At 72.1% G+C, this 20,198-nt stretch carries 22 protein-coding genes; 18 read left to right on the top strand and 4 right to left on the bottom strand.

Going from position 1 to position 20,198, the window contains the following annotated elements; genetic code table 11:
• Positions 1-83: 83 nt before the first annotated feature.
• Genes K313_RS0110365 through K313_RS0110335 form a run of 7 tightly spaced genes read left to right on the top strand, consistent with a single transcriptional unit; the run spans position 84 to position 4,825 of the window.
• Complete coding sequence (locus K313_RS0110365) at positions 84-1,316, top strand: TadA family conjugal transfer-associated ATPase (protein ID WP_029211562.1); 1,233 nt, start codon at positions 84-86, stop codon at positions 1,314-1,316.
• Positions 1,313-2,179, top strand: coding sequence for a type II secretion system F family protein (locus K313_RS0110360; RefSeq protein WP_029211561.1), 867 nt, complete (start codon positions 1,313-1,315; stop codon positions 2,177-2,179). The genes K313_RS0110365 and K313_RS0110360 overlap by 4 nt, the downstream gene beginning before the upstream one ends.
• Entirely contained in the window at positions 2,176-3,114 is a 939-nt protein-coding gene (locus K313_RS0110355; RefSeq protein WP_034252781.1) for a type II secretion system F family protein, read from the top strand. The genes K313_RS0110360 and K313_RS0110355 overlap by 4 nt, the downstream gene beginning before the upstream one ends.
• Before the next feature lie 27 nt (positions 3,115-3,141).
• Positions 3,142-3,369: a hypothetical protein gene (locus K313_RS0110350; RefSeq protein ID WP_019287675.1), complete on the top strand. Its 228-nt coding sequence runs from the start codon at positions 3,142-3,144 to the stop codon at positions 3,367-3,369.
• A gap of 3 nt (positions 3,370-3,372) precedes the next feature.
• Positions 3,373-3,819, top strand: a complete 447-nt coding sequence (locus tag K313_RS0110345; RefSeq protein ID WP_019287676.1) for a TadE/TadG family type IV pilus assembly protein — start codon at positions 3,373-3,375, stop codon at positions 3,817-3,819.
• A complete protein-coding gene (locus tag K313_RS0110340; RefSeq protein WP_029211558.1) occupies positions 3,816-4,322 on the top strand; it encodes a hypothetical protein in 507 nt (168 codons plus the stop codon). The genes K313_RS0110345 and K313_RS0110340 overlap by 4 nt, the downstream gene beginning before the upstream one ends.
• A gap of 53 nt (positions 4,323-4,375) precedes the next feature.
• Positions 4,376-4,825, top strand: a complete 450-nt coding sequence (locus K313_RS0110335) for a pilus assembly protein TadG-related protein (protein WP_034252802.1) — start codon at positions 4,376-4,378, stop codon at positions 4,823-4,825.
• Positions 4,826-4,832: 7 nt separating this feature from the next.
• Here the strand turns inward: K313_RS0110335 and K313_RS0110330 are convergent, their stop codons facing one another.
• Positions 4,833-5,159 carry an MFS transporter gene (locus K313_RS0110330; RefSeq protein ID WP_240483969.1) on the bottom strand — a complete coding sequence of 109 codons (327 nt, stop codon included), beginning with the start codon at positions 5,157-5,159 and terminating at the stop codon, positions 4,833-4,835.
• Positions 5,160-5,329: 170 nt separating this feature from the next.
• Positions 5,330-6,046 carry a FadR/GntR family transcriptional regulator gene (locus K313_RS0110325; RefSeq protein ID WP_029211555.1) on the bottom strand — a complete coding sequence of 239 codons (717 nt, stop codon included), beginning with the start codon at positions 6,044-6,046 and terminating at the stop codon, positions 5,330-5,332.
• A gap of 155 nt (positions 6,047-6,201) precedes the next feature.
• Here K313_RS0110325 and K313_RS20765 point away from each other — a divergent pair, with 155 nt between their 5' ends.
• Complete coding sequence (locus K313_RS20765) at positions 6,202-6,774, top strand: gluconokinase (RefSeq protein WP_051274095.1); 573 nt, start codon at positions 6,202-6,204, stop codon at positions 6,772-6,774.
• 151 nt (positions 6,775-6,925) lie between these two features.
• A complete protein-coding gene (locus tag K313_RS0110315) occupies positions 6,926-8,311 on the top strand; it encodes a GntP family permease (RefSeq protein WP_029211553.1) in 1,386 nt (461 codons plus the stop codon).
• A 158-nt stretch (positions 8,312-8,469) separates the two neighbouring features.
• Here K313_RS0110315 and K313_RS0110310 read toward each other — a convergent pair whose 3' ends face one another.
• Positions 8,470-9,441 (bottom strand): NAD-dependent epimerase/dehydratase family protein, encoded by a 972-nt coding sequence (locus K313_RS0110310; RefSeq protein ID WP_029211552.1) that lies wholly within the window; start codon positions 9,439-9,441, stop codon positions 8,470-8,472.
• A 60-nt stretch (positions 9,442-9,501) separates the two neighbouring features.
• Between K313_RS0110310 and K313_RS20760 the strand changes: the two genes are divergently transcribed.
• The 9 genes from K313_RS20760 (at position 9,502) to K313_RS20755 (ending at position 19,546) form a co-directional block, all read left to right on the top strand.
• Positions 9,502-10,260 carry an AAA family ATPase gene (locus tag K313_RS20760; protein ID WP_051274094.1) on the top strand — a complete coding sequence of 253 codons (759 nt, stop codon included), beginning with the start codon at positions 9,502-9,504 and terminating at the stop codon, positions 10,258-10,260.
• Between the two features lie 37 nt (positions 10,261-10,297).
• A complete protein-coding gene (gene prfB / locus K313_RS0110300; protein WP_019287684.1) occupies positions 10,298-11,413 on the top strand; it encodes a peptide chain release factor 2 in 1,116 nt (371 codons plus the stop codon).
• Positions 11,414-11,534: 121 nt separating this feature from the next.
• A complete protein-coding gene (locus tag K313_RS0110295) occupies positions 11,535-11,825 on the top strand; it encodes a hypothetical protein (RefSeq protein ID WP_019287685.1) in 291 nt (96 codons plus the stop codon).
• A 173-nt stretch (positions 11,826-11,998) separates the two neighbouring features.
• On the top strand, positions 11,999-12,778 hold the full coding sequence (gene ftsE, locus K313_RS0110290; protein ID WP_029211550.1) for a cell division ATP-binding protein FtsE: 780 nt from the start codon (positions 11,999-12,001) through the stop codon (positions 12,776-12,778).
• The gene (gene ftsX / locus K313_RS0110285) at positions 12,775-13,686 is read left to right on the top strand and encodes a permease-like cell division protein FtsX (protein ID WP_019287687.1); all 912 of its coding nucleotides are present in this window, start codon (positions 12,775-12,777) and stop codon (positions 13,684-13,686) included. Before ftsE ends, ftsX begins: the two co-directional genes overlap by 4 nt.
• A 201-nt stretch (positions 13,687-13,887) precedes the next feature.
• Positions 13,888-15,294 carry a peptidoglycan DD-metalloendopeptidase family protein gene (locus K313_RS24705; protein WP_029211549.1) on the top strand — a complete coding sequence of 469 codons (1,407 nt, stop codon included), beginning with the start codon at positions 13,888-13,890 and terminating at the stop codon, positions 15,292-15,294.
• A gap of 131 nt (positions 15,295-15,425) precedes the next feature.
• Complete coding sequence (gene smpB / locus K313_RS0110270) at positions 15,426-15,905, top strand: SsrA-binding protein SmpB (RefSeq protein WP_019287690.1); 480 nt, start codon at positions 15,426-15,428, stop codon at positions 15,903-15,905.
• Between the two features lie 91 nt (positions 15,906-15,996).
• Positions 15,997-18,045: a DUF2207 domain-containing protein gene (locus K313_RS24210; RefSeq protein WP_205621849.1), complete on the top strand. Its 2,049-nt coding sequence runs from the start codon at positions 15,997-15,999 to the stop codon at positions 18,043-18,045.
• A gap of 160 nt (positions 18,046-18,205) precedes the next feature.
• Positions 18,206-19,546, top strand: coding sequence for a DUF2207 domain-containing protein (locus K313_RS20755; protein WP_029211547.1), 1,341 nt, complete (start codon positions 18,206-18,208; stop codon positions 19,544-19,546).
• Positions 19,547-19,634: 88 nt separating this feature from the next.
• On the opposite strand, the gene K313_RS0110255 is transcribed toward K313_RS20755, so the two are convergent.
• Positions 19,635-20,198: DDE-type integrase/transposase/recombinase (locus K313_RS0110255; RefSeq protein ID WP_029211546.1), on the bottom strand; the 564-nt coding region annotated here is incomplete at its 5' end.

The following is a 20,198-nucleotide window of genomic DNA, read 5'->3' as shown; positions in this document are numbered from 1 at the left end:
CGTGACATCCACAGCCATTCAGGTGGACGGAGCCTGTGACGCCCGGAATCTCCCTAGATTCGAGGGACCCGGAGCAAGGAGCCATGGTGCAGACGAGCACGACCCTCGAGGCAGAGGTCAGGGACGCGATCAGGCGCGACGGCGTCGACCCCGTGGCCGATCGCGCCCGCGTGACCGCTCTCGTCGCCCGGGCCATCGACGACTACGAGGAGCGGGCGATCGCCGCCGGGCTGCCGCCGCTCGAGGACGTCGACCTCACCGCCAAGCGCATCGTGGACGAGGTGGCCGGGTTCGGTCCGCTGCAGCCGTACTTCGACGACCCTCTGGTGGAGGAGATCTGGATCAACGAGCCGGGCAAGGTGTTCGTCGCCCGGGACGGGGTGAGCGAGCTGACCCCGACGATCCTCACCGCCGACGGCGTCCGCGACCTCGTGGAGCGCATGCTCAAGTCCTCCGGGCGACGTGTGGACCTCTCGTCCCCGTTCGTCGACGCGTCCCTGCCGGACGGCTCGCGCCTGCACGTCGTGATCCCCGACGTGTCCCGCGAGCACTGGCAGGTCAACGTCCGCCGGTTCGTGGCCAAGGCGACCCACCTGGACGACCTCGTGCGGCTGGGCACCCTGACCCGGCACGCGGCCGACTTCCTGGCCGCCGCGGTCGCCTCCGGGCTCAACGTCCTGGTCAGTGGCGGCACCCAGGCCGGCAAGACCACCATGCTCAACTGCCTGGCCTCGGCGATCCCGCCGCGGGAGCGGGTGGTCAGCTGCGAGGAGGTGTTCGAGCTCCAGCTGCCGCTCCGCGACGTGGCGGCCATGCAGTGCCGCCAGTCCTCGCTGGAGGGCACCGGCGAGATCCCGCTGCGGCGTCTCGTCAAGGAGGCCCTGCGCATGCGGCCCTCGCGGATCGTCGTGGGGGAGGTCCGCCAGGCCGAGAGCCTCGACCTGCTGATCGCCCTCAACAGCGGCCTGCCCGGCATGGCGACCATCCACGCCAACTCCGCCCGCGAGGCCATCACCAAGATGTGCACCCTGCCGCTGCTGGCCGGGGAGAACGTCGGCTCCCGCTTCGTCGTCCCCACCGTCGCCGGCAGCATCGACGTCGTCGTGCAGGTCGCCCTGGAGCGTGACGGGACGCGGCGGGTGCGCGAGATCGTCGCCGTGCCCGGCCGGGTCGAGGACGACGTCATCGAGGTCGCCGACCTGTTCACCCGGCGCGGTGACGAGCTCGTGCGCAGCGACGGGTTCCCGCCCCACCTGGACCGGTTCGAGCGGGCGGGGCACGACGTCACCGCCATCCTCGGAGCACCGCGATCATGAGCGGCCTCGCGGTGGGGCTCCTCCTCGGCCTCGGGCTGTTCTGCATCTGGTGGTCCTGCTGGGTGCCGTCCGAGGACCGGGTCGAGCAGGTGCGTGGGCCTCGGCTGGCCCGCCTGGGCGACGAGCTGGTGCAGGCCGACCTGCGCTCGGTGACACCTGCCCAGGTCGTGACGGGCTGCGCCCTCCTCGGCCTCATCACCTTCGTGGCGTCCTGGGCGACCACGGGCGTGGTCCCCGTCGCCGTGTGCTTCGCGGTGATCGCCGGCTACGCCCCGCTGGCGGTGGTCCGCGGGCGGGCACGCCGGCACCGCATGCTCCTGCGCGACCTGTGGCCGGACGCCGTCGACAACATCGCTTCGGGCGTGCGCGCGGGGCTGGCGCTGCCCGAGGCCCTGGCTCAGCTGGCGGTCCGCGGCCCGGAGCCGCTGCGGCCGGCGTTCGCGGCGTTCGCCGACGACTACCGCGTGACCGGACGGTTCGGCGACTGCCTGGACCGCCTCAAGGCACAGCTCGCGGATCCGGTCGGTGACCGGCTGGTCGAGTCGATGCGGCTCGCCCGTGAGGTCGGCGGCAGCGACCTGGGGCGCCTGCTGCGGACTCTCTCTTCGTTCCTGCGCGAGGACGCCCGCACCCGCGCCGAGATGGAGACCCGCCAGAGCTGGACCGTCAACGCGGCCCGGCTCGCCGTGGCCGCACCCTGGGTCGTCCTGGCCACGATGGCCACCCGCCCTGCGTCGCTGCAGCCCTTCGGCACCCCGCTCGGGGCCGTCGTCCTGGCCTCCGGCGCCGTCGTCACGGTGATCGCCTACCAGCTGATGATGCGCATCGGGCGCCTCCCCGAGGAGCGGAGGGTGCTGCGATGAGCTGGTTGGCCGACTGGTCGTGGGCCGGCGCCGCCCTCGGGCTCACCTGGGCCACGGGTGTCCTGCTCGTATGGCGCCGCCTCCCCGCACGGCGCCGACCCACGATCGACGACCGGGTGGCGCCATACCTGCAGGACGTGGCGCTCCCACCCCCTGCGGTGGGCCGAGAGCTCGACGACCGTGGGTTGCTGGCACTCCTGCAGCCCTGGCTCGTGCGCGCCGGGGCCTGGCTGGACCTCGCGCTCGGCGGGCAGGAGTCGGTGCGGCGACGGCTGCAGCGCTCCGGCCAGGTGCCCGACGTCGAGGGCTTTCGCGCCCAGCAGGTGCTGTGGGGCGCCGGGGGAGCCGTCCTGGGCGCGGTCGGGGCCACCGTCGCCGTCTCTCGCGACCGGGGCGCGTTGGTGCCGGCCGTGGTGCTCGTCGTCGTGGCGACCGCGGCCGGGGTCGTCCTGCGCGACCACCTGCTCAGCCGCGCCGTCCGCAGCCGTGAGGAACGCATCCTGCAGGAGTTCCCTACGGTCGCAGAGCTGCTCGCCCTGTCCGTGAGCGCGGGGGAGGGTGCCTCCGGCGCCCTGGACCGCGTCTGCCGGCTCTCCGGCGGGGACCTCGCCGAGGAGCTGCGCCACTGCCTCGCCGACGCCCGCGCGGGGTCGTCGCTGCCCGCCGCCCTGCAGTCCCTGGCCGACCGCACCGGGCTCCCGGGCCTCGCCCGCTTCGTCGACGGCATCGTCATCGCCGTCGAGCGCGGCACCCCGCTCGCCGATGTCATGCGCTCGCAGGCGCAGGACGTGCGCGAGCAGGGCCGTCGCGCCGTCATGGAGGAGGGCGGCCGGCGCGAGATCGCCATGATGACGCCCGTCGTCTTCCTCATCCTGCCGGTGACCGTGCTCTTCGCGGTCTTCCCCGGTCTCCAGCTCCTGACCCTCACCGTCTGACCCATCCACACCCTCACGGAGGACGACATGCACCACCTCACCGACGCCGGGCTCGCCCTGCTGACCCGGACCACCGCCACCCTGCACGTCCTCGGTGCGCGGCTGCACGACGACCGTGACCGCGAGCGGGGCGACGTGCCCGGCTGGGTCATGATCACGCTGATGACGGCGGGTCTGGTCGCGGCCCTCGCGCTCGTGGCCAAGCCCGCCCTGACGGGGTTGTTCGAGAAGGCCATGGCCACCATCGGCGGCTGACCGGTGACCCCTGCCCTCCTGCGGGTCGCCGAGCGCGACCACCCCGAGCGCGACCACCCCGTGCGCGACGACCCCGAGCGCGGCTCGGCCGTGGCGGAGTACGCCATGGTCACCGTCCTGCTCATGGTCCTCGTGCTCGGCGTGGTCCAGGTCGCCGTCGCGCTGCACGTGCGCAACACCCTCGTGCAGTGCGCGGTCGAGGGCGCCCGCTACGGCGCCCGCGCGGACGTGGATCCCGGGGCGGCGGTCGGACGGGCGCAGGAGCTCGTGCGGGGGTTCACCACGGACCGCTACGCCCAGGACGTCTCGTCCCGCGTCACCTCCTCCGGTGGTGCCGAGGTCGTCGAGGTGACGATCCGGGCGCCGCTGCCGGTCATCGGCACCCTGGGGCCGGCCGGGCAGCTGACCGTGTCGGGACGGGCCTATCGGGAAGGGCAGGAACCGTCGTGACCTCGCTCGACCGGCCGCAGCAGCACAACCGGCCGAGCCGGCTGCCGGGGCTGCGCCGCCGTCTCGGCCGGGACGTGCGCGAGCAGGGCGACCGCGGGTCGGCGAGCCTGGAGCTGATCGGCGTCTCGGTGCTCCTGCTCGTCCCGCTCTTCTACCTCGTCATGACCCTGGCCCAGCTCCAGGCCGGTGCGTATGCCGTGTCCGGGGCCGCCCGCGACGCGGGCCGCGTGTTCGCCGAGTCCCGCGACGTGGACGCCGCGCAGGGACGGGCGCAGGCGGCGGCGCGCATCATCTTCGAGGACTACGGCTTCGCGGCCGGAGAGGTCCAGGTCGCGTGCCTGGACGATCCCTGCCTCGGGCCGGACGCCCGGGTGCGGGCGACCACGACGCTGCGCGTCCCGCTGCCGCTGGTGCCTGACTTCGTGCGGGGCGTGGTGCCGTCGGAGGTCGTGGTGCACGGTGAGCACCTGGCGACCGTCGAGCGTTTCCGGGGCGAGTCGTGAGGTGGTCCGCGCCCGGGGCGACCGGTGCTCGTGAGAACGCCTCCAGCCCGGGCGTGGGCACCGACGAGGAGGACCGCGGGTCGATCTCGCTGCTGTCCCTCGGGATGATGCTGGTCGCCGCCATGCTCATCGTGGTGGGTGTGGACATCACGGCCGTGCAGCTGGCCCGCACCCAGCTGTGGGACGCCGCGGACTCGGCTGCGCTGGACGCGGCCGACCGCATCGACGAGGACCGCGTCTACACCCAGGGCCTGCCCTCGATGGTCCCCGTCACGAGCGCGGGCGTCGCCGAGGTCGCCGGTGAGCACCTGTCGGCGGAGCGGCGACCCCACCTGGTGCGGTCCTGGTCGTTGGGTGGGCGGACGGGCAGCCCGGACGGGGAGACCGCGGTGGTCGAGGTGACCGGTCACGTGGACCTGCCGATCGTCGGCAGCGTGGTCGAGGCCTTCGGCGGGGGAGTGGACGTGACCGTCGTGTCCCGCGCTCGCTCGGCGGTGCGCTGACCTGCGGTCAGGCGGTCGCGAGCTCCCGCGTTCGCGGCCCGAAGAAGGCGAGGACCAGCGCTCCGACGAACCAGGTGGCGGCGATGAAGAAGAACACCGAGCGATAGCCGGACGAGGTGTAGATCGAGGTGATGACCAACGGGCCCGCGGCGTTCGACAGTCGACCGAGTCCGTAGCTGAATCCCGTCCCGAGCGAGCGGGCGTCGGTGTCGAACAGCTCGGGCGAGTAGGCGTAGGCCAGGGACGTGTAGCCGCGCTCGAAGAGGTTGACCAGGAACCCGAAGGCCACGATCAGGACCGGCGTGAACATCAGGCCGTAGAAGAGGCCGCTCACCCCGATGATCACGAGCTCGGGCGGCCCTCACGGTGACACGCGCAGCCCGGCCGTCTCGGGCCATTCCACCTCACGGAATCCACGGATGGGCCTGGCCGCAGACTCAGTGCCCAGCGTCGCGCCGGCCGTGCGCCTGGTCGTGCCCACTGGCCGTATGCCGGCGCCCGCCGTCAGGATCCGACGACGGCGGCGACCGCGGCGGCGGCCTCGTCGATGATCTCCTGCATCGCCCGCGTCGCCGCGAGCGCGTCGCCGGACTGGATCGACTGGGCGACGTCGCCGTGCAGGCGGATCGCCTCGGGGTTGGGGTCGACGGGCATCAGGTCGTGGTGGGTGCGCCCGGCGAGGACCTCGGCGACCACGCCGTCCAGTGCCGCGAGCATCTCGTTGCCGCTGGCCCGCAGCAAGGTGGTGTGGAAGACGACGTCCGCCTCGAGATAGGCCTCGAGGTCCTGGGCCTTGGCCCAGCGGGCCATCTCCATGACCGAGCCGACCAGCGTGCCCGCCTGCTCGGGGGTCGCGTGCTGCGCCGCGAGGCCGGCCGCGATGGGCTCGATTCCGGCGCGGAGCTGGTTGAGGGAGCGCAGCTGCTCGGCGCGGTCCTGCTCGGTGCCGTCGAGGCGCCACCGGATGATGCGGGGGTCGAAGACCTGCCACGCCGCCCGCGGCTGCACCGTGATCCCCACCCGGCGGCGGGTCGCGATCAGGCCCATGGCCTCCAGGACGCGGGCTGCCTCACGGACGACCGACCGCGAGGTGCCGAAGCTCTCCTCGAGCAGGTCGGCCCGCAGGACCGTGCCCGGCGCGTGCTCCCCGGAGACGATGGAGCGACCGAGGCGCTCCACCACGATGTCGTGCAGGCTGGATCGGGAGGGTGCGGGGGGCATGGCTCGATCGTCCCACACAGTGACGTTTGGCAGCCCATACGGGTCAATCGTCATACATATTTTGCCCAAGGTCTTGAAATCGTCTGCCAAGAGGTTGCATGCTGGTGCTCTCGACGCGCGACGAGGCGTGTCCCCAAGACCTGGAGGCTTCGACGATGAGCTCCTCCGACATCGGCACGGACGGCGCGCGGACCCGCGCCCCACGTGTCGTCGTCATGGGCGTCACCGGCTGCGGCAAGACCACCGCCGGTGCGGCCCTCGCGCAGCGGCTGCGCGTCCCGTTCGCCGACGCGGACGACTTCCACCCCGAGGCCAACGTCACGAAGATGGCGGCCGGCATCCCCCTCGACGACGACGACCGCAGCCCCTGGCTGTTCCGCCTCGCGACCTGGCTGCGCGACCACGAGGAGACCGGTGCCGTCATCGGCTGCTCCGCCCTCAAGGTCAAGTACCGCGACATCCTGCGCAGCGGCGCCCCCGAGCTGACCTTCCTCCACCTGCACGGCGACCGCGAGGTCGTGGCCGCGCGGGTCGCCGGACGCCCGGGTCACTTCATGCCCGCCTCCCTCGTCGACTCGCAGTACGACACGCTCGAGCCGCTCCGCGAGGGCGAGGCGGGCGTGGCGATCGACTTCGCCCTGCCCGTGGACGTCATCATCGACGACTACGTCCGCGCCTTCCCGGCTCAGGCACTGCCCGGCGACCCCGTCGTGCCCGCCGCCTCCTGAGGCACCCGCCCCCGAGGCCCACGCCCACGAGGCGCCCGCCCCCGAGGCCCCCACCACTACGTCATACGGACCGCTCCAGCACCACCCGACCCACCCTCTCGATCGCCCCCGCGACGACGAAGAGCCCTGACAGACAAGGATGTCGCCCAGCATGACCACCACCCTGATCTCCCTGGCCCAGGCCGGGGAAGCAGCCGCCGCGATCCCCGCGGGCCGCCTCATCCCGGCCGCGCTGATCGGCATGGCGCTGATCGTCCTGCTCATCACCAAGTTCAAGATGCACCCCTTCCTCGGCCTGACCATCGGGTCGCTGGCCGTGGCCGCCGTCGCCGGGCTCAACATGAACACCGCCGTCGAGTCCTTCACCAAGGGCTTCGGCTCGACCGCGGCCAGCGTCGGCACCCTGATCGCCCTCGGTGCGATCTTCGGCAAGCTGATGGCCGACTCCGGCGCCGCCGACGAGATCGTCGACACCATCGTCGGCAAGGCCTCCCCGGCCGCGCTGCCGTGGGCGATGGCCGGCGTCGGGGCCCTCATCGGTCTGCCGATGTTCTTCGAGATCGGCCTCGTCCTGCTGATGCCGGTCATCTACCTCGTGGCCCGCCGCTCCGGCCAGTCGCTGATCAGGATCGGCATCCCGACCCTGGCCGGCCTGTCGGTCATGCACGGCTTCGTGCCGCCGCACCCCGGCCCGCTCGCCGCCATCGGCGTCCTCAAGGCCGACCTCGGCCTGACCCTGGCCCTCGGCGTCCTGCTCGCGATCCCCGCCCTGATCGTCGCCGGCCCCGTCTTCGGCACCATCGCCGGCCGCTGGGTCGACGTGCCCGCGCCGGACCTGTTCGAGTCCCGCGAGGACACCACCGGTCGTCGCCCGGGCTTCGGCATCACGCTGTTCACCGTGCTGCTGCCCGTCGTCCTCATGATGGGCAAGGCGCTCGCCGACATCCTGATCAGCGACAAGAAGAACCTGATCCGCGTCAGCCTCGACTTCCTCGGCACCCCGCTGATCGCGCTGCTCATCGCGGCGCTCGTCGCCATGTGGACCTTCTCCCGCGGCGCCGGCTGGACCCGCGCCGAGCTCACCAAGAGCGTCGAGTCCTCGCTGCCCCCCATCGCGGGCATCATCCTGATCGTCGCCGCCGGTGGTGGCTTCAAGCAGGTGCTGGTCGACACCGGCATCGGCAAGCTCCTCGCCGACGGGATGGCGAGCTCCGGCCTGTCCGTGCTGCTCCTCGCCTGGCTCGTCGCCGTGGTCATCCGCCTCGCGACCGGCTCCGCGACCGTCGCCACGGTCACCACCTCCGGCATCGTCGCCCCGCTGGTCGCCGGCATGGGCAGCGGCGAGACCTCGCTGCTGGTCCTCGCGATCGGCTCGGGCTCGCTGTTCTTCTCGCACGTCAACGACGCCGGCTTCTGGCTGGTCAAGGAGTACTTCGGCCTCAAGGTCTCCGAGACCATCAAGACCTGGTCGATCATGGAGACCCTGATCTCCGTGATGGGTCTGCTCTCGGTCCTGGTCGCCTCGCTGTTCGTCTGACCTGCTGACCCGGTCTGCCGCGGCAGGCCATCACGACCCGTGTGGCGTGGCTGTTCCCCTGAGACGGCCACGCCACACGCATGTCGGGGACCGGGGCCGTATGCCGGGCGCCGGCGCCTCGGCGGGAACCGCCTGGGCGCGGGCCGCCCGCCGAGCGGTCACGTCAGCCGGCGCCGCAGGGCCAGCTCCTCGTCGTCGGTCAGGCCGGTGGCGCGGGGCTCACGACGCTGGTTCTCGTGGTCCAGGGCCGCCGCGAGCGTGGCCGCCAGGGGGCGCGTGCGGAGGCCCGCGCGGCGCGCCGCCGTCGAGTCGAGCGTCGCGAACCACCGCCACCCCGGGTCGTCGATCCACAGGGGGAGCGACGAGGGCCCCATCCAGGCGCTGACGCCGGCCTCGCGGAGCGTCTCGGCCGGGACGGGGCGCGCGGCGGCATCGCTGCCGGTCACCGTCCGCGACGCCTCGAGGACGTCCTGCAGGGTCGTGGTCGGCCCGGTCGCGTTGAACACGCCCTGCGTGCGCCGCTCGGCGCAGTCGACGAGCCAGGAGGCGAGATCCTCCACGTCGACGAGGGCCACGGGAAAGGTGAGGTCGGGCGGCACGAGGACGTCGGGACCGGTGGGGTGGGCGAAGCGCCAGGGGTAGTAGCCTGAGCGGCCGGACGTGTCCCCCGCGCCGCCGATGAGACCCGCGCGGACGATCGTCCAGCTGTCGTGGCCCTCGCTCACCGCGCGCTCGCAGGCCACCTTGGCGGGGCCGTACTGGCTCATGTCGGCCATCACGTCACCCTCGAGCGCGTCGAGCAGCTCGGCCTCCTCGCCCTGCTCCGGCTGGTCGAAGCGGGCGTAGACGTTGCCCGTCGACACCAGGACCCAGTGCCGCGCCCGGAGGTCGCGGACGGCCCGGCGGGCCTGGCCCGGCTGGCGCGTGACGTCGACGACCGCGTCCCAGAGGTCCTCACGGAGGGGGACCAGCGCGTCCTCGTGATCGCGATCCGCCCGAACCAGGTGGGCGCCCTCGGCGACGGCGTCGGTGCCGCGGGCGAGGCAGGTCACGTCGTGCCCACGGCCGACGGCCGCTCGAGCGACGGCGCGGCCGAGGAAGGCGGTCCCGCCGAGGATCAGGAGTCTCATCGCCCCAGCATCCCCGATCCCACCCCGGCCGACGACCTGGCGATGGGGGAGCATGGCCGTATGACGCCGCGCCGCCCCACCGCCGAGGCCTGGCACGACGTCCGGCTACCCCTGCGCAGGGTCGAGGCGCGGGTCACCGGCGAGGTGCCGGAGCGCCGCGACGACGTCTGGCCGTTCGACATACCGGCCGTCGCCCAGCTGCTGCGGGAGGGGCTGGACCTGGGTCCGGCCACCGTGCTGGTGGGGGAGAACGGCGCGGGCAAGTCGACGCTGGTCGAGGGGATCGCGATGGCCTACGGCCTCAACCCCGAGGGCGGGTCGACCGGCGCGCAGCACACGACGCGGCCCAGCGAGTCGCCGCTGCACCAGCACCTGCAGCTGGTGCGGCACGCGGGGTCGGCGACGCGGTGGGGGTTCTTCCTGCGGGCCGAGACGATGCACTCCTTCTACACCTACGTCGACGGGATGTTCGGCGAGGACTTCCACGGTCGCTCGCACGGCGAGGGCTTCCTCGACCTGTTCACCGGGCACCGGTTCACCGACAAGTTCGGGCTCTACGTCTTCGACGAGCCGGAGTCTGCGCTGTCGTTCACGAGCCAGCTGCACCTGCTGGCGGTGCTGCTCGGGCTGATGGAGCGCGGCGACAGCCAGGTGCTCCTGGCGACGCACTCGCCGGTCCTCGCCAGCCTGCCCGGGGCGACGCTGCTGCAGCTCGACGAGGACGGCTACCGTCCCGCGGCGTGGGAGGACCTCGACCTCGTCGACCACTACCGCCGATTCCTCGACGGCCCCGAGCGCTACCTGCGTCACCTGCGCTGAGCGGGCGGTTTGCACCCGGGCGGTAGGCTGTTGCTTTGTGGCTGTCGACTTCTCCGAAGAGATCAAGAACCTCCGCGCGACCATGGCGTCGGTGCGCGAGGTGACCAACCTGGACGCGCTGGCGGGTCAGATCGCCGAGCTCGAGAAGCAGGCCAGCGCCCCCGACCTGTGGGACGACCCCGACGCCGCGCAGAAGGTCACGAGCGCCCTGTCCCGCGCCAACACCGAGCGCGACCGGGTCGTCGAGATGGACCAGCGCATCGAGGACCTCGAGGTGCTCGTCGAGATGGCGACCGAGGACGGCGGCGACGCCGACACCCTCGCCGAGTGCGAGCGCGAGCTGGTCTCCATCACCAAGGCCGTCGGCGAGCTCGAGGTCCGCACCCTGCTGTCGGGGGAGTATGACGAGCGCGAGGCCGTCGTCACGATCCGCTCGGGCGCCGGTGGCGTCGACGCGGCCGACTTCGCCGAGATGCTCATGCGGATGTACCTGCGCTGGGCCGAGCGCCACGGCTACCCGACCAAGGTCATGGACACGTCCTACGCCGAGGAGGCGGGCCTGAAGTCCGCGACCTTCGAGGTCAACGTGCCCTATGCCTTCGGCAACCTGTCCGTCGAGGCCGGCACGCACCGCCTCGTGCGGATCAGCCCGTTCGACAACCAGGGACGCCGCCAGACGAGCTTCGCCGCCGTCGAGGTGATCCCGCTGATCGAGACCACGGACACCGTCGAGATCCCCGAGAACGAGCTCAAGGTCGACGTCTTCCGCTCCTCGGGCCCCGGTGGTCAGTCGGTCAACACCACGGACTCCGCGGTCCGGATGACGCACATCCCCACCGGCATCGTCGTGTCGATGCAGAACGAGAAGTCCCAGATCCAGAACCGCGCGGCTGCGCTGCGCGTCCTGCAGTCCCGCCTGCTCCTGCAGAAGAAGCAGGAGGAGGACGCCAAGAAGAAGGAGCTCGCCGGCGACGTCAAGGCGAGCTGGGGCGACCAGATGCGGTCCTACGTCCTGCACCCCTACCAGATGGTCAAGGACCTGCGCACCGAGCATGAGGTCGGCAACACCTCGGGCGTGCTGGACGGCGACATCGACGGCTTCCTCGAGGCCGGGATCCGCTGGCGCCGCAACAAGGCCAACGACACCGAGTAGTCGACGCTGGGTAGTCGTCGTGGAGCACCGCGTCACCCGTGCGTCGTCCATCAGGCGGCATCCGGGTGGTGAGGCCCAGTATTCACTCCGACGTGACCTGACCGTGACCTAGGCTGACCCCATGGCACTGCTGTGGGGGGACTCGTCGGGTCGTGAGGTCGCGTTGCTGCGCCGCCGCGTCGAGCTGCTCGAGGAGCAGGTCGCCATGCTGGCCAAGTTCGCCGGCATGGACCCCAACCACCTGCCGCAGGCGCGCCCGGTGCTCGACGAGCAGGCCCAGCAGCTCGCCCTGCGCGGCCAGCGCATCGCGGCCATCAAGGTCCACCGCGAGACGCGCCACCTCGACCTCGTCACCGCCAAGGACGACGTCGAGGCCTTCCTCGCCGAGCACTCGCGGGCCAGCACCTCCTGACCCTCCTCCGCCGGCAGGTCCTGACGCATCGTCACCGCCGGTCGCCGTCCGCAACGCCGAGTCGGCAAGACGTGCGGCGCTCGTCCCCCCGGTCGGCCTAGGCTCGTCCTGTGCCGTGGGTCGCGACCTGACCCGGCGGCGGCCGACGGGACGAGGACGGGGCGCGCCACGCGATGATCAGGTTCGACCACGTGTCCAAGGTCTACCCGCGCACCACGCGGCCCGCCCTGGACGACGTCAGCGCCAGCATCGAGCGGGGACAGTTCGCCTTCGTCGTGGGCTCGTCCGGCTCCGGGAAGTCCACGCTGCTGCGCTTGGTGCTCAAGGAGGAGACCGCCACCTCGGGCCGGGTCCAGGTCGCCGGCCGTGAGCTCGAGCGGCTGCCACGCCGGGACGTGCCCGCCCTGCGCCGCGAGATCGGCTGCGTCTTCCAGGACTTCCGGCTGCTGCCGGCCAAGACCGTCACCGACAACGTGGCCTTCGCCCTGCAGGTGATCGGCGGTCGCCGCCGCGACATCCGGCGCCAGGTGGGGGAGACCCTCGAGATGGTCGGCCTGCAGGACCTCGGCCGCCGCCTGCCGCACGAGATGTCGGGCGGCGAGCAGCAGCGCGTCGCCATCGCCCGCGCCATCGTCAACCGGCCCTCGATCCTGCTGGCCGACGAGCCCACCGGCAACCTCGACCCCGCGACGAGCCTGGACATCATCAACCTGCTCGACCAGATCAACCGCCGTGGCACGACCGTGCTGATGGCCACCCACGACGACGAGATCGTCAACGCCATGCGCCGGCGGGTGCTCGAGCTGGACGAAGGGCGGCTGGTCCGCGACGACGAGCGGGGCGAGTACGCCCTCACTCGCGCGACCGGGCTCCGCGGACCTGACGGCGGCGCGTCCCGGCATACGGCCCGGTCCACGGGCTCGCTCGAGCCCACAGAGGAGGGGGACCGATGAGGCTCGGCTTCATCCTCGGCGAGGCCTGGACCGGCCTGCGCCGCAACCTGTCGATGACCGTGTCGGTCGCCCTGGTCACCATGGTCAGCCTGCTGTTCCTCGGCATCGGCCTGCTGAGCTACCAGCAGGTCCAGACGATGAAGGGCTACTGGTACGACAAGATCCAGGTCTCGATCATCCTGTGCAACGCCACGTCCGCCGAGGCCGCGTGCTCCAAGGGCGCCGCCACCGACGCCGACCGCACCGCCCTCGAGAAGCAGCTCGACGCGATGCCGATCGTGCAGGAGCGCTACTTCGAGAGCCAGCAGGAGGCCTACGACCGGTTCAAGGAGCAGTTCCGCGATAACCCGCTGGTCCAGAGCACGCGTCCCGAGCAGCTCAAGGCGTCCTACCGCGTCCGGCTCAAGGACCCGCAGCAGTACCCCCAGATCACCAGCACCTTCCAGGGCTCCCCGGGCGTCGAGAAGGTCGAGGACCAGCGCAAGGTCGTCGAGCCGCTCATCGACCTGCTCAGCACGCTGACCGTCGCGACGATCGCGCTCGCGGGCGTCATGCTCCTCTGCGCCACGCTCCTCGTGGCGACCACGATCCGGCAGTCCGCCTACAGCCGGCGGCGCGAGACCGGCATCATGCGCCTCGTCGGGGCGGGCGCGGCCACGATCCAGGCGCCGTTCGTGATCGAGACGGTCGTCGCCTCGCTGCTCGGCGCGGCCCTGGCCACCGGTCTGCTGTGGGGGGTCCTCGCGTGGTTCGTCGGGCAGAAGGCCGGCCAGCTCACGATCCTCGGCGGCATCGCCGTCGTCGACCAGGGTGACCTGTGGCGCGTCGCGCCCTGGCTGTTCCTGACCGCCCTGGTCGTGGCCCTCCTGACCTCGCTGGTCACGCTGCGTCGTTATCTGCGCGTATGACGGACGGGGCCGCCGTCATTCTTAGGCCATTCGCATGGTCAGAGGTCGCGGACGGGTGACAAAAGCGTCTCGGGGAGGTTCCGTGCGAGGTCGGTGGTCGTGCGACTGCTGGTGCTGGTGGTACCAACGTGGAGGCGGTGTCGCTCGGCACCGACCTCGTGCTCGACCGCCATCGCCCCCGGAACCCCCAGGACGTCAGACATGAGCGTGCTCCACCGAGGCCGTCTCCATCGCGGCTCCGTCGCCCTGGCCTGTGCCCTCGCCGCCGCCCTCCCGGTGCTGCCGTCGGTCCTCCTCGCGGCGCCGGCGCACGCCGCCCAGGTGCGTGGCGACTCCGACGACGACCTGCGCGACCGCCGGTCCGCCCTGGAGCGGGACATGGGAACGCTCCGGGGGACGCTCGAGGTCACCTCCTCCGCCCTCGCCGACGCCTACGCCGAGCTCGTGACGGCGGAGCGCCAGCTGCCCGGGGCGCGTGCCGCCGAGGCGGCCGCCACGTCCGCCCTGGAGGCGGCCCGTCGTCGCGACGCCGAGCTGGCCGCCCAGCTCGAGCAGGCGCGCGCCGACGAGACGACTGCCCGTGACGACCTGGCCCGCACACGCGCCTCCATGGTGTCCGCGACCGAGGCGATCGGCCAGGTCGCCAGCGAGATGCAGGACCCCGGCGCCGAGCTGCGCGACCTGTCCCTGCTCGTCGAGGCCCAGACCCCCGACGACCTCTACACCCGCTACTCCGTCCTCGAGGCCGTCGGGTCCGTGCGTGCCTCGGCGGCCCGCGACCTCGCCACGGTGCGCGCCGCCGAGACCTCCAAGCAGGCCCGCCTCAAGGCCGTCCGCGCACGCGTCGCCGAGCTCAAGACCGAGTCCGCCGACAACGTCCGCGGCCGCGAGAACGCCCAGGCCGACGCCGCCGCCGCCCGCACCCGCGTGGAGCAGCTCGTCGCCACCACCGCCCGCGCCAAGGCCGCCGTCGAGGCCCGCAAGGCAGACGAGACCGCCAGGCTGGCCCAGCTGGACCGGGAGGCCGACGCCGTCCGCACCGAGCTGGCCGACCGGGCCGCCCGCGCCCGGGCGGCGGCCGCCGCCGAGGCCGCCGAGCGCGCTCGACGCGCCGCCACCGACGCGGACCGCGCCCGCCAGGCCGCCGACGCCGCCCGCCGCGGCCGCCCCGCACCGCCACCCGTCGAAGCGCCGGCCGCCAACCCCGCACCGGGGGGCGGGATCCTCGGCCGCCCCGCGACCGGAGGCATCACGTCGCCGTACGGCATGCGCCAGCACCCCGTCCTGCACGTCTACAAGCTGCACACGGGCACCGACTTCTCCACCGGGTGCGGGGCACCGATCTACGCCGCCGCCGACGGCCGGATCATCTCCGCCGGGTTCAACACCGGCTACGGCAACCGGATCATGGTCGAGCACGGCACCGTTCGAGGACGCGATCTGGTGACGACCTACAACCACCTGACGTCCTTCGCCGTGCAGGGCGGCGCGGTCCGCAAGGGGCAGCTGCTCGGCTACTCGGGCACGACGGGCTACTCCACCGGCTGCCACCTGCACTTCGAGACGATCGTGGACGGGCGCTTCACCAACCCGATGGAGTGGCTCTGACCCTCGGCCGGGCGGGCGGCCACGCCTGGCGGCGGCCGCGGTCGGCATACGGTCTCTGCAGCCGGTCTGTCGCGGGGCGCCTCGAGAACTCGCTCCAGGGACCAGGTGACCGGCAGGTAGACTGGGACGCTATGGCCAAGGAGCAGGGCACCAAGGTGATCGCGCGCAACAAGAAGGCGCGCCACGACTACCACATCGAGGAGACGTGGGAGGCGGGCATCGTGCTGTCCGGGACCGAGGTGAAGTCGCTGCGGCAGGGGCGCGCCAGCCTCGTCGACGGCTTCGCGCAGGAGTACAACGGCGAGCTCTACCTCGAGGGCGTGCACATCCCCGAGTACTCCCAGGGCACCTGGACCAACCACGCCGCCCGCCGCCGTCGCAAGCTGCTCCTGCACCGCGACGAGCTCCGCAAGATTTTTGCCTCCTCGCAGGAGAGCGGCCACACCATCGTGCCGCTCGAGCTGTACTTCAAGGACGGCCGCGCCAAGGTCGAGATCGCGGTCGCCAAGGGCAAGAAGCTCTACGACAAGCGCCAGACGCTGCGCGAGCGGCAGGACAACCGTGAGGCGGCACGGGCGATGTCCAACGCGTTCAAGCGCGGGCGCGGCTGACACATCGACGGGCCGTCGGCGGATCCGGGGGAGCGGTTCGGATAGATTCGCCGTCAGAGGTCCGTCCAGCCAATTCCCGAGGGGGTACGACGTGACGCGTCCGGCGAGCACGATCCGACCAGGGGGAGCACCCCCGAGCTCGCGCGTCCGGCGCGTCCCGGCCCGCTCGCTGCCCCGGGTGCTCGCGGTCCTCGCGATCACCGTCTGGGCCCTCCTGCTCGGGGCCGGGCCGTCGTTCGCCGCCTCGGGCGGTGACCGGGTCACCCGTCTCGTCGTCGACTACGTCGTGGACGCCCAGGGCGGCGTCTCGGTGACGGAGACCTATGACTACCAGTTCAACACCAGCGGCCGGCACGGCATCGAGCGGACGGTCGCGACGGCACAGGGCTACACCCCGGCCGAGGAGACGTCTGCCGGCTCGGAGGGTTCTGGCGGGGCGACCTCGCAGGAGCGGCACTACGAGATCAGCGACATCTCGGCCAGCAGCCCGAGCGGCGCCCCGGCCCAGCTGAGCGTCCGCGACCAGGGCGACGCCACCGTCATACGGGTCGGGTCGCCCAACCGCACCGTCTCCGGGGCCGAGCGCTACGTCCTCAAGTACCACCTCGCCCACGTCGTCAACGAGCAGAAGGACGGCGTCGAGCTCTACTACAACGTCCTCGGCAACTCCTGGCGCGTGCCCTTCGACGCCGTCGAGGTGACGGTCCGCGGGCCCGGCTCCAGCGCCGTCAGCAAGACCGCCTGCTACTACGGCACCTTCAAGAGCGACACGCCCTGCCAGTCGACGCCGGGCAACCCGGCCCGGTTCAGCGCGCAGAACCTCGAGATCATGCAGAACATGAGCATCGTCGCGCTCCTGCCGCGCAGCGCCTTCACCGACGTCAGCAAGGACGTCCGGGACGCCGGGTCCGCCGGCTCGGGCGGCCCCTACATCTCGCCGGAGTCGGCGCGGGTGCGGACCCTCAGCCAGCTCGGCATCGGTGTCGGCGCGCCCCTCCTGGCACTGGCCGGCATGGGCGCCCTGGTCTGGCGACGAGGGCGGGACGAGCGGTATGTCGGGCTGGCCCCCGACACGCTCCCGGCCCCGGGGCAGGAGGTGCCGACGACGCGTGGCGGCAAGGCGCCGGTGACGGCGGTGCGGTTCAACCCGCCGGACAACGCGACCCCGGGACTCATCGGCACGATCTACGACGAGCACGCGGACACCATCGACGTCTCGGCCACCGTCATCGACCTGGCGGTGCGCGGCTACCTGCGGATCGAGCAGACCCAGGACGGCGGCCGGTTCCAGACCTCCGACTGGCGGCTCGAGTACCTCGGCACCCCCAAGGTGGGCGATCGCGGGCTGCTCAAGTACGAGCGCACCGTGCTCGACGGGATCTTCGCCTACGGCACCCCCGTGATGATGTCCGAGCTCAAGAACCACTTCTCCGGCACGCTGGCCATCGCCAAGCAGGAGATGTACTCCGAGACCGTACAGCGCGGCTGGTTCCGGCAGTCGCCGGAGCGGGTGCGCCAGGGCTTCGGCTGCCTGACCTGGTTGCCGTTCGCGCTGATCTTCGGATGGATGTTCTTCGGGGCCGGCTCCTTCGCGGGCGCCCTGACCAGCGACAGCATCGCGGGCTTCGACCTGCCCGTGCCCTCGGTCATGGTCGCCGCGGCCGGCCTGTTCTCGGTGCCGTTCATCATGCGCTGGCTCATCAAGAAGCTCCCGGCCCGCACGGCCGACGGCTCCGCGGTGCTCGAGCAGACCAAGGGCTTCCGCGAGTACCTCCTGACCGCCGAGGCCGAGCAGATCAAGTACGACGAGGCCCTCGACATCTTCAGCCGCTACCTGCCCTACGCGGTGGTGTTCGGCGTGGCCGATCGCTGGGCGCAGATCTTCGCCAAGGTCGCCGAGATGGCCCGGATGGACGGCTATGACGTGGGTGTGCCGACCTTCTACATCTGGTACGGCGGCGGCTTCGGCGGGTTCGGTGACTTCGGGCACGCGGTCGACTCGTTCTCGACGTCGGCGGCGGGCACCTTCACGTCCACGCCGGGCTCCTCGGGGGGCAGCGGCTTCGGCGGGGGCGGCTTCGGCGGGGGCGGGGGCTTCTCCGGTGGCGGCGTCGGCGACGGCGGCGGCGGCTCCTGGTGACCTACCCCCGGTAACGGCATCGACCGGCCTTCGTTCGCCAGGCTGATGGACCTACCGCCGGTAGAGGCATCGACCGGCCTTCGTCCGCCAGGCTGATGGACCTGCCGCCGGTAGGTCCAAGGAGGCGACGACAGATGCAGGCAGCCAGGGGGAGAGAGCGATGAGCTGGACGACCAGGATCGCGAGCGTCGGCAGGGTGGGCGGTCTCGACAGCGCCGCCAGCATCGACATCGGGTTCCTCGTCCTCGGGGTGGCCCCGCTCCTGCTCGTCGCCGTCGTGCTCGTGTGGTTCCGGCGGCGCCGCCGCGACGAGATGTTCGTCGGCGTGACACCCGGCGAGCTGCCGGCGACCGGGGACGGCATACGGACCCGACGGCTCGCGGGCCCGGGAGAGTGGCGCGGCACGGTCGCCGTGAGGTTCGCCCCGCCCGACGACGTCACGCCCGGCATCGCGGGGACGGTCGTGGACGGGCGCGCCGACCAGGTCGACATCAGCGCCACGATCATCGACCTCGCCGTCCGCGGCCACCTCACCATCACGGCCGTCCACCCGCAGGGCGCCACCCGGGGAGCCAGCCCGACGGCCACCCCGCCCGGCACGGACGAGCCCTCGACCGCCGTCGACTGGGAGCTGACCCGCGCCCCCTCGCCATCCGGCCGGCTGCGCCCGTTCGAGGCCGAGCTGCTCGGCGAGCTCTTCGCGAGCGGCCCCGTGGTGCGGCTGTCGGCGCTCAAGGGGTCCTTCGGGATGACCTTGCGGCGGGCGCAGATCGGGCTCTACCGCGAGGTCGTCGATCGCGGGTGGTACGCCAAGCACCCCCAGGACCGCAACAAGCGCCTCTGGTGGCTGGGCATCCCCATGCTCCTGCTCGGCCTGCTGGTGCTCGGGGTGATGCTGATCGACCTGGTGACGGTGCGGCGGTTCGGGCCGCTCGAGGTCGTGCCCGGGCTGGGGCTCGTGGCGTCGGCGGCGCTGCTGCTGTGGGGCGGTCGTGGGCGCACGCCCCGCACGGCGGCAGGCACGGCGGTGCGGGTGCAGACCCTCGGCTTCCGCGAGTACCTCACCACCGCCGAGGCCGACCAGATCCGCTTCGAGGAGGCGCGGGACGTCTTCTCGCGCTATTTGCCCTACGCGATCGTGTTCGGCTGCGCCGAGCGGTGGTCGCGGATCTTCGGCGAGGTGGCGGCGCGGGCGCACCTCGCAGGGGTGGCCGACGTGGCGTTCGACCTCGACTGGATCCACGGCGTGGGGCTGCTCGCCGACGTGTCGCACCTGGGGCTCGACGTCGTGCGGGTCGTCGACGCGTTCGACGGGCCGGGGCTGGTCGACGTCGGCGCCGGGCTCGGCGGCCTCGGTGACCTCGACCTGGTCGACACCCTGTCCAACGGCCTCGGCGAGCTCGCCTCGGGGGTGGGGGAGTTCGTGTCCTCCGCGGGCGACCTCGTGGACGGGTTGCACGGGTGCGGCGACGGGTGCGACCTCGGTGGGTGCGACTTCTGAGCCGTATGCCGGACCGGGCGTGACGTCATACGGGCGAACCAGGATCCGCCCGGGTTGGTCACATCGGCCTGGCGTGCGACGGAAGTTGTCAACCTGTCTTGGACAGGTTGATGCCGACGGTGCCCGGTGGTGTCTTGGCGCGGGGTGGTTTGCGGTACCGCTCGGGGTGCTCGCGGTAGTTCTTGTCGAGCGTGGCTTGGCGCTGGGCGTGGATGGTCTCGACCTGGCCGGTGTAGACCTGCTCGGGCGTGAAGTTGGCCAGGCCACTGTGGTGGTGCTCGGCGGCGTAGCGACGCAGGTAGGCCTCGATCCAGGCGCGGGCCTCCTCGACGGTGGCGAAGAACTCGGGCATGTCCAGGTCGTACTTGATGGTCTTGAACAGGGCCTCGCTGAACGGATTGTCGTCCGATGCGTGCGGGCGACTGAACGAGGCCTGTACGACCTGCTCGACGTCGTCCAGCAGCTCGGCCAGGTCCCTCGAACGCATCTGTGCCCCGTTGTCCGAGTGCAGGACTTTCGGGCGCCCGAACGCGGTGAACGCCTGCGCGAACATGTCCACCGCGTGATGACGTGACCCGTCTAGCTCGACCCTGAACCCGATCGGGAACCGGGAGTACACGTCCATCACCAAGAACAGCTGGTAGCAGGACCG

This window comes from Arsenicicoccus bolidensis DSM 15745 (assembly GCF_000426385.1).
GTDB lineage: Bacteria > Actinomycetota > Actinomycetes > Actinomycetales > Dermatophilaceae > Arsenicicoccus > Arsenicicoccus bolidensis.
Note: the sequence above shows the minus strand (reverse complement) of the source record. Positions and strands in the feature narration are given on the sequence as shown.

Bases quoted from the DNA above. Each gene is read 5' to 3' on its own strand.
- K313_RS0110365 (WP_029211562.1), top strand. From the start codon at position 84: ATGGTGCAGACGAGCACGACCCTCGAGGCAGAGGTCAGGGACGCGATC.
- K313_RS0110360 (WP_029211561.1), top strand. From the start codon at position 1,313: ATGAGCGGCCTCGCGGTGGGGCTCCTCCTCGGCCTCGGGCTGTTCTGC.
- K313_RS0110355 (WP_034252781.1), top strand. From the start codon at position 2,176: ATGAGCTGGTTGGCCGACTGGTCGTGGGCCGGCGCCGCCCTCGGGCTC.
- K313_RS0110350 (WP_019287675.1), top strand. From the start codon at position 3,142: ATGCACCACCTCACCGACGCCGGGCTCGCCCTGCTGACCCGGACCACC.
- K313_RS0110325 (WP_029211555.1), bottom strand. From the start codon at position 6,046: ATGCCCCCCGCACCCTCCCGATCCAGCCTGCACGACATCGTGGTGGAG.
- K313_RS20765 (WP_051274095.1), top strand. From the start codon at position 6,202: ATGAGCTCCTCCGACATCGGCACGGACGGCGCGCGGACCCGCGCCCCA.
- K313_RS0110315 (WP_029211553.1), top strand. From the start codon at position 6,926: ATGACCACCACCCTGATCTCCCTGGCCCAGGCCGGGGAAGCAGCCGCC.
- K313_RS0110310 (WP_029211552.1), bottom strand. From the start codon at position 9,441: ATGAGACTCCTGATCCTCGGCGGGACCGCCTTCCTCGGCCGCGCCGTC.
- K313_RS20760 (WP_051274094.1), top strand. From the start codon at position 9,502: ATGACGCCGCGCCGCCCCACCGCCGAGGCCTGGCACGACGTCCGGCTA.
- K313_RS0110295 (WP_019287685.1), top strand. From the start codon at position 11,535: ATGGCACTGCTGTGGGGGGACTCGTCGGGTCGTGAGGTCGCGTTGCTG.
- ftsE (WP_029211550.1), top strand. From the start codon at position 11,999: ATGATCAGGTTCGACCACGTGTCCAAGGTCTACCCGCGCACCACGCGG.
- ftsX (WP_019287687.1), top strand. From the start codon at position 12,775: ATGAGGCTCGGCTTCATCCTCGGCGAGGCCTGGACCGGCCTGCGCCGC.
- K313_RS24705 (WP_029211549.1), top strand. From the start codon at position 13,888: ATGAGCGTGCTCCACCGAGGCCGTCTCCATCGCGGCTCCGTCGCCCTG.
- smpB (WP_019287690.1), top strand. From the start codon at position 15,426: ATGGCCAAGGAGCAGGGCACCAAGGTGATCGCGCGCAACAAGAAGGCG.
- K313_RS20755 (WP_029211547.1), top strand. From the start codon at position 18,206: ATGAGCTGGACGACCAGGATCGCGAGCGTCGGCAGGGTGGGCGGTCTC.